A 9,610-nucleotide genomic window follows, 5' to 3' on the forward strand; every position below is an offset into this window, starting at 1 on the left:
GGATCGCGCCCGGATCGGCGCGTCGGGAACGCCTACACGCTCGCGTTCCACTGCCCTTGCGCTGCCACTCGCACCGGTGGCGAATTTCCCTGTGGTTGCAGTCACATTCGGCTCGTACTCTGGAAAAGGAAATCGTTCGGAAAGGGTGACAACGTGGTCGGCCAGTGGTCTGGAAGGGAGGCCCGGGCGCTTCGCGAGGCCAAGCGGATGAGTATCCGGGAGTTCGCGGCACATCTGGGTGTGCACGAACGACTGGTGTCCAAATGGGAGGCCGGGGGCGACCGGGTGCATCCACGTCCGGTGAACCAGGCTGCCCTCGATACCTGTCTCGCCAGATCCGACGATATCGAGCGGACGCGGTTCGCGGCGTTGGCCGCGCCGGAACCCGATTCCGGCCCACGCCCGGACGCCGGCCGGTCGGCCGCGCCCGGCGGATATTCCAATGACGCCGAACTCCTGGCCCTCATCGATACCGGTGCGGCCCGTGGGGAGGGGCTGGCGGCGATTTCGGAGAAGGATCTGATCATGGCGGCAGCGCACGAGGCGAGTGAACACGCGGGCCGGGCGGAGGGAACGAACATCGGACCGAGCACGCTGGATCAGCTCGACGCCGACATCACCCGGATCGCCAACGACTACGTGCACACCCCGCCGATGCCGATGATGGTGGAGATGCTGCGGGTGCGGCGCCGGGTGTACCGGTTGCTGGAAGGCCACCAGCGGCCGTCGGACACCAGTCACCTATACCTGCTCGCCGGGTCGTTGTCGGGACTGCTCGCCAACGCGAGTACCGATCTCGGCTATCTCGATGCCGCCGGGGAACAGATCCGGGCCTCCTGGGCGTACGCGGAAATATCCGGCCACAACGGGTTACGGGCCTGGGCGCGCGGTATGCACGCGCTCATCGAGTACTGGTCCGAACGCCCGCACCGAGCACTGCAATTGGCGCAGAACGGTCTGCAGTACGCGGATTCGGCCACCGCGGCAGTCCGGCTGCACAATATCGAGGCCCGCATCTGGTCGAAGATCGGTAGCACCGCGGATACCGAACGGGCCATCCACGCCGCCGCCGACGCGAGTTCCGCGGCTGCCGCCGACAGTCTGCACGACGAGGTGGGTGGCGTCTTCGGGTTCTCCGACGCGAAAGCCAGCTATTACGCGGGCGCGACCTATATCCATCTCGGCCTGGCCGAACCCGCGCTGGCGGCCACCGAACGCACGATCGAGCTCTACCGCACCGGTCCGGCGCGGCAGCGATCCTACGGTGCCGAATCCCTGGCGCGTGTCGATTCGGCGGCGGCCCATTTGATCAACGGCAGCCTCGATGGCGCCGAGGCGGCACTGCTGCCGGTGCTGGCGCTCGACGAGGACAAACGGATCGCACAGTTGGAGGAACGGCTCACCGGTGTGCGCCGGCGGATCTGCGCCCCGGCCTTCCGCGGGGTCGCCGAAGCCAGGGCACTGGACGAGCGGATCGAGGAGTTCTGCGGGTCCACCGCTACTCGCAGCCTGCCGCCCGGTAGCGGGTAGTCCGCGCGTCGGTGAACTGCTCGGGTGCCACGTCGCGCAGGCTCGCGAACACCCCACCGGTCCGGGTCGGCCCGGCCGATTCGTCGAGGAATTTCGCGATACCGAAGTCGGCGAGCAGCACAAGTTCGCGTATACCCCGGGGCAGCAGGATATCGGCGGGTTTCACAGCTCGGTGCAGAGCACCGCTCTGATGCGCGTGGTCCAGGGCGGCGGCGGTGTCCTCGATGATCCGCACGGCGCGTGCCGGAGCGGGCGGTCCGGCCCGCTACAGCTCACCGGCATCGATGCCGTCGACGTACTCCCTCGCGATCCACAGCCGGCCGTCCTGCTCGCCGCGTGCGCGCACGGCCACGATATGCGGGTGTGCGCGGCGGGCTGCGGTATCGGCCTCGCGCCGGAACGAGCCGCGACCTCGGGGTCCGCGGTCCGGGCGCGGTCGAGAAGATCGAGAGCTACCGACCGGGGCAGGTCGCGGTCCGTCGCGAGGTAGACCTCGCCACCCCGCCGACGCCGAGGCGGCGTTCGATCCGATACCCCGCGAAAACCCTCGCCGCTCACCCGCGACTGCCCCACCTGGCTCTCCGCTGCCTCCCGTTCAGCGGTAACGGTACTGCACCGGGCCGGGGCGGGCCGGATATCCGCTTGCCCCTGGTGGCACCATGGATCGGGTGAGCACTGGCCATTCGCACCCCGCGCCCCGGATTCTGGAGCAATCGAAGAAGCTGCAGAATGTCGTCTACGAGATCCGTGGACCGGTGCACGCACACGCGGCAAGGCTCGAATCCGAGGGACACCGGATCCTGAAACTCAATATCGGCAATCCCGCGCCGTTCGGGTTCGAGGCACCCGATGTGATCATGCGGGATATGATCGCGGCCCTGCCGACCGCGCAGGGTTATTCCGAGTCCAAGGGCATCCTGCCCGCGCGGCGGGCGATCGTCACCCGCTACGAGCTGGTACCGGGCTTTCCGGAGCTCGACGTCGACGATGTCTACCTCGGTAACGGGGTGTCCGAGCTGATCACCATCACCATGCAGGCGCTGCTGGACAACGGGGACGAGGTGCTGATCCCGGCCCCCGACTACCCGCTGTGGACCGCGATGACCAGCCTCGCCGGCGGCACCCCGGTGCACTATCTGTGCGACGAGGCCAGCGGCTGGCAGCCCGATATCGCCGATATCGAATCGAAGATCACCGATCGCACCAAGGCGCTGCTGGTGATCAACCCCAACAATCCGACCGGTGCCGTGTATTCGACCGAGGTGCTGCAACAGCTGGTGGACGTAGCGCGCAAACACCGTTTGCTGCTGCTGGCGGACGAGATCTACGACAAGATCCTCTACGACGACGCCAAACATATTTCCCTCGCGACGCTGGCGCCGGATCTGCTGTGCCTCACCTTCAACGGTTTGTCGAAGGCCTACCGGGTGGCCGGATATCGGTCCGGCTGGCTGGCGATAACCGGGCCGAAGGAGCACGCGGCAGGGTTCCTGGAGGGAGTGGATCTGCTCGCGTCGTCGCGATTGTGCCCGAATGTGCCCGCACAGCACGCCATTCAGGTGGCGCTCGGTGGTTACCAGAGCATCGAGGATCTGATCCTGCCCGGCGGGCGATTGCTGGAGCAGCGGGATGTGGCCTGGGAACGTTTGAACGCGATTCCCGGCGTGTCGTGCGTGAAACCCAAAGGCGCGCTGTACGCATTCCCTAGGCTGGACCCCGAAGTCCACGAGATCCACGACGACGAGAAGCTGGTTCAGGACCTGCTGCTCCAGGAGAAGATCCTGATGGTGCAGGGCACCGGTTTCAACTGGCCGCACCACGATCATCTACGCATCGTGACCCTGCCCTGGGCGCGCGATCTGGCCGTTGCCATAGAACGTTTCGGCAATTTCCTCGCGAGTTATCGACAGTAGCGAGGCAGGTAACTCTGGGTTAAAACAGACCCTTCGTCCGGATTGAACCCAATTTTCTGAACCTATTGGCACAAAAGAGGATCCTGTGTGTACAGTGGTCCTCGGCGCTCAAAGTGCCTGGCCAGGTTGTCTACCCCCCCTGGGCAACCTGGTCCTCGGGTTAGGCCGCCCACCCCCCTGGGCCGCCTGCCCGCGGGCGGCGGAGACATCCCCCTGCTCTCCGCCGCCCCTTCCCGAGATTCTCGGAAATTCAGCGTAATCGCAGCGTAGGCCCCATCTGCCGGTCACATGGGTACTCGGCGAATCCTCTAGGCTCACCGGGGTGAGCGACCACCATCACCATCACGACCACTCCCGGCCTATCGCCATCGGCGCGACCGCCGCCCGCGTCGTGGTCGGCCTGCTGGTCGCCATCGGCATCGTTGTCGTCGTCGCGACGATCGCGCTGTGGCCCGATCGGCAACAGGTCGAGATCCCGCTCCCCATGCAGAATGCCGACGGATCCGCGGTGGTCACCGAAGCCGGCAAAGTCATCCGGCAAGATCTCGGTGCGTGTGGCAGTTCGTCCATCGGCCGGGTCTTCGACGGCGAACCTCAGCCGCCGGCGATGCAGGTCTACGACTGCCAGCGCAGTCTGATCGTCATCGAATCCGGTCCGCACGAAGGCAAGCACACGCTCCTGGAGATCGCCCCGGGCCCCGGGCAACCCGATCTGGCCGCCGGCGACGATCTGCGGATCGTGCGGCAGAGCGGGCCGGACGGGACACCGCTGTATTCGTTCGACGACTACGCGCGCGGGCTCCCGCTGAGTCTGATCGTGCTGGCCTTCGTCGTGGTCATCGTCGCGGTCGCGCGCTGGCGCGGGGTCCGGGCGCTGCTCGGACTGGTTTTCGCGTTCGCGGTGCTGATCGTCTTCCTCCTCCCCGCACTGCTGGACGGCAAACCAGCGATACCGGTCGCGCTGGTCGCGGGATCGCTGATCCTGTACGCGGTCCTCTATCTGGCGCACGGGGTGAATCTGCGCACCAGTTCCGCACTACTCGGCACCTTGACCTCCATGGTGGTCGCGGCGGTGCTTTCCTGGCTGACCATCGAGGCTACGGCGCTCACCGGTCTGTCCGAGGAACAGAACACCAATGTCGCTACCTATATCGAGCAGGTCAGCATCACCGGTCTGCTGTTGGCCGGTTTCATCATCGGCTCGCTGGGTGTGCTCAACGACGTGACCATCACCCAGGCGTCGGCGGCATTCGAACTCGCGGAACTGGATAAGAAGGCCACGCGGAGAGAGGTGTTCACCGCCGCGATGCGGGTGGGTCGCGATCATATCGCCAGCACCGTGTACACCCTGGTCCTCGCCTACGCGGGTGGGGCGCTGCCGCTGCTGCTGCTGTTCAGCGTGGCCGGCCGCCCGATCCGGGACGTACTGGTGGGCGACGCGGTGGCCATCGAGATCGCGCGGTCGGCGGTCGGTGGTATCTGCCTGGCGCTTTCGGTACCGCTGACAACCGGTATCGCGGTCATGCTGGCCCGGCCCTTCGGCAACAAGCCCGGGCGTGCTGGTCCCGCCCGGCGGAGCGCGGTATCGCGGCGCTCGGATAGGACGCGTTCGGAAACGACGGGTACGCACCGCAAAGTGCCCCGCGCGGGCGCGGGCTCCGAAGGTGGCGCCGCGCACGGCCGGTCCGGTCGCGGTTACCAGCCCTGGCCGACGACCGGGGAACAGCCGCGGGTGCAGCGCCCCGGATCCGGTGACCAACGGCCGGGCCCGCGCTCGGGCGAGACACCGGCCGCGCGAGGTGGGCAGTACGGGCCGCCGCGGTCCGCGCGATATCCCGCACCTCCCGATCCCGGATCCCAGCAGGCCGGCCCACCTCGTGCGGACAACCAGCGACCGTGGAATGAGGAGCAGCGGGAGGTCCGGCGACCGCGCCGACCCGGACCGGGCTACGGCGAGGGCTGATCCCGGTCCGCCGGGACACCGCGGGAATCGGTGCGGCCCCGGTCAGCGGTTGGGCGGTGGGAAGGGCAGCGGCGGAATGGTCGGTACGACGATCGGCGGCAGCCCCGGCACCTGGAAGGTGTTCGGACCGTTGGTGGTCGTCGGCGCCTCGGTCTCCTGCGGCTCGGCCACCGGCGGTGGCTCGGCCAGCGATTCGTGCTCCGGCGGGGTGGTCAGCGACGCGCCGGCCATCCCCGGACGAGCCGTGGGTGTGGTCGTCGAGGTCGTCGGCGGTGGGGTCGTACCTTCGACGGTGGTCGATTCCTGGCGGAACATGTGCTGGCCGTAGCCGAGACCGATACCGATCGCGGCCACCACCACCAGGGCGCTCACAGCGACCGCCGCGACACCGAGTTCACGGTGTTTGCGATGTGGGGGCTCGCCGAACGACCGCCGGGGCAGGAGCTTCTGCGGGATCCGCAACGCGATGGTCGGCGGATCCTCGTCCGGTGAGAGCTGCGGCACCGCTGAAAGTGCCGGGCGCGATACCGGAGCCGATGGCGCCGGTGTGGCGCCACTCGGGTATTTGTCCGCGTCGGGCGGGGTGGTGACCGGGCCGGTCGGCGCAGTAGGAACGGCCGGGCCGCTCTTCGAAACGGGGGCGGGCGGAATTCCGACGGCGGTACCGGCGGGCGGGCCGAAGATTCCCGGCTGCGGTATCGGAAGACTCGGCCGGGAAACCGTCGGTACGGGGGCGGGGATACCCGATTCGGTCGCCGTGTCCGCCGGTGCCGCGGTGCCGGTTTCGGGCTCGGGACCGAAGACGCCGACCCGGTTCACCGTCCGTGGGGTATCGCCCGGAAGGGCGGCGGGGGCCGGTCGCGGCGATTCGCTCGCTCGCGCCGGTGTAACGGCCGGGCGCGACTCCGGGGCCCGTTGCGCCAGCAGTGCGGCCCCCCGGGCCGTCGCCGCCTCCGGTTCCGGGGGAACCAGTACCGGCATCTCCAGAATCTCCCGCAGCGCACGGCTGACCAGCGGAATGCGTAGGCCACCGCCCACCGCGAGCACCGCCTGCACCACACGGCCCGAACGACCGATGACCTCGCGGGTGGAGCGAACCGATGCCTCGACGGCCCAGGTGATCAGTGCCGTGAAATTTTCCTGGGTGAGCAGCACCGGCCCGTAATCGCTGGGCAGCGCGACCGCGGATGTGGCCGAGAGCTTCTCCTTGGCCGAGCGGCACAGCGCGTCCAGCCGAGCCAGACCGGCAGGGTCGGGCGGATGGGCGATCCGGCCCGAGTTGATCTGCTGTTCCCGGATGAGCGAGTCGAAGTATTCACCGCTGATATCGCCGGTGCGCTCGGTGTGCACGACCCGGCCGTCGGCGACCTCCACAACGGTCACCGACAGACCCGATGCGCCCAGGTCGTAGACGCCGAGGGTGGTGATTCCGGCCAAGGCGCCGGAGGCCGTGGCGAATTCGAGCGTGGCCTCGATATCGGGCACGATATCGTAATCGTCGAGGCCCTGTTCGGCCATCGCCACATGCATGGCCTCGGCCTGCAATTCGTCGCGGCAGGCCAGGATGGTCCGGGCTATCTCGGGATCGGAGTTCAGGGCGGCGGCGACCGAGAGCGCGGCCCGCTCGGCGCTCGGTGTCTCGGGCGGGATGATGAAGGTGCGCAGCTCGAACGCTTGCGGGTCGGGCGTCGCCGCGCCCGCAGGTGGGCGCGCCAAGCGGATCGCGCCGGTCCCCACCGACACTCCCAGTGCTGAACTCATCGGCAGCCCATCCGTACTTCCCGCGTCACGATATGCGAGCGTCGCCCGGTCGATGGTGACGGCTCATCCCCCGAACCACTCTTCCGACAGTACCGCCCGGCCCCGATACCGCGGGAGGCAGCAATCGCTGCCGTGAGCCGACCGGCCCCACGACTCTACGGGGTGCCCAGCCCCGCGTACACCCATCCGGCCGAGCGCCAGGCGGCCCTATCGAGACAATTACGGCCGTCGATGACGGAGCGAGCCCGCACCACGGTGTCCAGATCCTGCGGCCGCAACTCTACGAACTCGTTCCATTCGGTGAGTACCAGAACGACATCGGCGCGTTCACAGGCTTCCACCACCGAGGTGGCGTAGTTCAGTGTGGGGAATACGCGCCGGGAGTTCTCCAGGGCTTTCGGGTCGTAGACGGTGACTACGGCGCCGTGCAGCTGGATCATGCCGGCCACGTTCAGCGCGGGGGAATCGCGCACATCGTCGGATTCGGGTTTGAAGGCGGCGCCGAGCACCGCCACGTTCGCGCCCAGCAGCGAACCGCCACACGCGCGGGCCGCCATATCCACCATCTTGGTGCGGCGACGCATATTGATGTTGTCGACCTCCCGCAGAAAGGCCAGGGCGTGGTCGGCCCCGAGCTCCCCGGCACGCGCCATGAAGGCCCGGATGTCCTTGGGCAGGCAGCCGCCGCCGAAACCGACTCCGGCGTTCAGGAAGCGGCGGCCGATGCGGGCGTCGTGACCGAGTGCGTCGGCCAGCACTGTGACATCGGCGCCGGTGGCCTCACAGACCTCGGAGACCGCGTTGATGAAAGAGATCTTGGTGGCCAGGAACGCGTTCGCCGACACCTTGACCAGTTCCGCGGTGGCCAGATCGGTGAGCAGGAACGGGACCTCGGCGGCGAGCAGTTCCGCGTAGAGCTCTTCGACGAGCTCACGCACCCACGCCGACCGTTCCCGTTCCTGATCCACGCCGAGTACCAGCCGGTCCGGCCGCAGCGTGTCCTTGACGGCGAAACCCTCGCGCAGGAATTCCGGATTCCACGCCACCTCGATGTCCACCGGGGCCAGGGCGCGCGCACGGCGGCCGAGTTCGGCGGCGGTGCCCACCGGAACGGTGGATTTGCCGATGATCACCGAGGGACGGGTGATGAGGGGCGCGAGCGTATCCACAACCGCGTGCACGTATTTCAGGTCGGCGGCGTACTCGCCTTTCTTCTGAGGAGTGCCGACCCCGAGGAAATGGACGTCGGCGTGTTCGGCTGCCTCGGCATAGGAGGTGGTGAACCTGAGGCGGCCGGAATCGAGATTGCGGCGCAGTACCGCCTCGAGGCCCGGCTCGTAGAAGGGAGTGACACCGTCGGAGAGTTTCGCGACCTTACCCGGGTCGATATCGACTCCGATCACATCGTGTCCGAGTTCGGCCATACACGCTGCGTGCGTGGCCCCCAGGTACCCGGTTCCGAAGACTGTGCATCGCATGATCGATTGGTAATCCTCGCCGGTGCACACACCAGAAAACCGAGGCGAGGTGCTGGGCAACAGCAGATGTACACCCGACGACGCGATGCGCCGGGCGGCGCCGACCAGGGCTTACCTTCGCATTCGCTCCCGCCGGCGCCGCCGAGTCCCGCCGTCTCGTACCCGTATGCCCGATGCCCGGCGGGCATCGGGCATACGCGGCCTGTGGATATCTGTGGATGGATCGTTCCCATTAGGATCGCGGCAGTGCGCCGCCGACTCGTCCTCGCCGCGGGGGTGGCCTCTGTCGTCGTACTGGCGCTCGGCCTGTGGCCGGTCTATGTGAGCCCGCAACGTGAGGAGCCCGCGCCGGCCGATGCCATCCTGGTGCTCGGCGGCGCTCACGACGGGCGGGAAGAACTGGGGCTGCGACTGGCCCGCGCGGGGTACGCGCCGCGGGTGCTGATCTCCAACCCGTACGAGGACAGTCCGCTGGTGAACCGGATCTGCCACGGCGGATACAGCTTCGAGGTGGTCTGCTTCGATCCTTCGCCGCGCACGACCCGGGGGGAGGGGCACTATCTGGCCGACCAGGCGCGGGAGCACGGTTGGGAGCGGGTCATCGTGGTCACTTTCACCCCGCACATATCCCGGGCCAGGTTCGTTCTCGGGAAGTGCTGGGACGGGCAGCTGCTGTTCGTGGACACTCGCCCACGGCTGTCGGTCCCGCGCTGGGCCTACGACTACGTCTATCAATCCGCCGGGTACGCGAAGGCGATTTTCGAGGGTTGTGTTTAATTGCCCCGCCTTCGGCGGGGCGGGCGGGGCCCTATCAACCCCGGTTCTTCACTCCTTCGCTCAGTCGCTGCGCTCCTTCGCTACGTCGCTCCAGAACCGGGGCGGGCCCCGCCATGGAAGCAGACCATCCGGAGTGGACGGAAGGTGGGTGCGGGAGTGCGCCTGGGGCACCTGAGGAGGTTGACGAC

6 protein-coding genes and 1 pseudogene are annotated in these 9,610 nt (G+C 67.9%); 4 read left to right on the forward strand and 3 right to left on the reverse strand.

What is annotated here, in order from left to right:
• Positions 1-153 precede the first annotated feature (153 nt).
• Entirely contained in the window at positions 154-1,530 is a 1,377-nt protein-coding gene (locus IEY68_RS32640) for a helix-turn-helix domain-containing protein (RefSeq protein WP_062999907.1), read from the forward strand.
• Here the strand turns inward: IEY68_RS32640 and IEY68_RS32645 are convergent.
• A complete protein-coding gene (locus IEY68_RS32645; protein ID WP_062999905.1) occupies positions 1,499-1,765 on the reverse strand; it encodes a protein kinase domain-containing protein in 267 nt (88 codons plus the stop codon). The genes IEY68_RS32640 and IEY68_RS32645 overlap by 32 nt on opposite strands.
• 424 nt (positions 1,766-2,189) lie before the next feature.
• On the opposite strand from IEY68_RS32645, the gene IEY68_RS32650 reads away from it, so the two are divergent.
• Together IEY68_RS32650 and IEY68_RS32655 are read left to right on the forward strand one after the other, a co-directional pair.
• Positions 2,190-3,443, forward strand: coding sequence for a pyridoxal phosphate-dependent aminotransferase (locus IEY68_RS32650; RefSeq protein WP_062999901.1), 1,254 nt, complete (start codon positions 2,190-2,192; stop codon positions 3,441-3,443).
• A 322-nt stretch (positions 3,444-3,765) separates the two neighbouring features.
• A pseudogene (locus tag IEY68_RS32655) lies at positions 3,766-5,034 on the forward strand (YibE/F family protein); the annotation flags it as partial.
• A gap of 414 nt (positions 5,035-5,448) precedes the next feature.
• Here IEY68_RS32655 and IEY68_RS32660 read toward each other — a convergent pair.
• Positions 5,449-7,167, reverse strand: a complete 1,719-nt coding sequence (locus IEY68_RS32660) for a DUF7159 family protein (protein ID WP_229719179.1) — start codon at positions 7,165-7,167, stop codon at positions 5,449-5,451.
• A gap of 155 nt (positions 7,168-7,322) precedes the next feature.
• Complete coding sequence (locus IEY68_RS32665) at positions 7,323-8,645, reverse strand: UDP-glucose dehydrogenase family protein (RefSeq protein WP_062999950.1); 1,323 nt, start codon at positions 8,643-8,645, stop codon at positions 7,323-7,325.
• A gap of 246 nt (positions 8,646-8,891) precedes the next feature.
• Here IEY68_RS32665 and IEY68_RS32670 point away from each other — a divergent pair, with 246 nt between their 5' ends.
• Positions 8,892-9,422 carry a YdcF family protein gene (locus IEY68_RS32670; protein WP_062999897.1) on the forward strand — a complete coding sequence of 177 codons (531 nt, stop codon included), beginning with the start codon at positions 8,892-8,894 and terminating at the stop codon, positions 9,420-9,422.
• Positions 9,423-9,610: the final 188 nt, after the last annotated feature.

Source organism: Nocardia jinanensis, from assembly GCF_014645735.1.
Classification (GTDB): domain Bacteria; phylum Actinomycetota; class Actinomycetes; order Mycobacteriales; family Mycobacteriaceae; genus Nocardia; species Nocardia jinanensis.

Coding starts and splice junctions, on each gene's coding strand:
- IEY68_RS32650 (WP_062999901.1), top strand. CDS start 2,190: ATGGATCGGGTGAGCACTGGCCATTCGCACCCCGCGCCCCGGATTCTG.
- IEY68_RS32660 (WP_229719179.1), bottom strand. CDS start 7,167: ATGAGTTCAGCACTGGGAGTGTCGGTGGGGACCGGCGCGATCCGCTTG.
- IEY68_RS32665 (WP_062999950.1), bottom strand. CDS start 8,645: ATGCGATGCACAGTCTTCGGAACCGGGTACCTGGGGGCCACGCACGCA.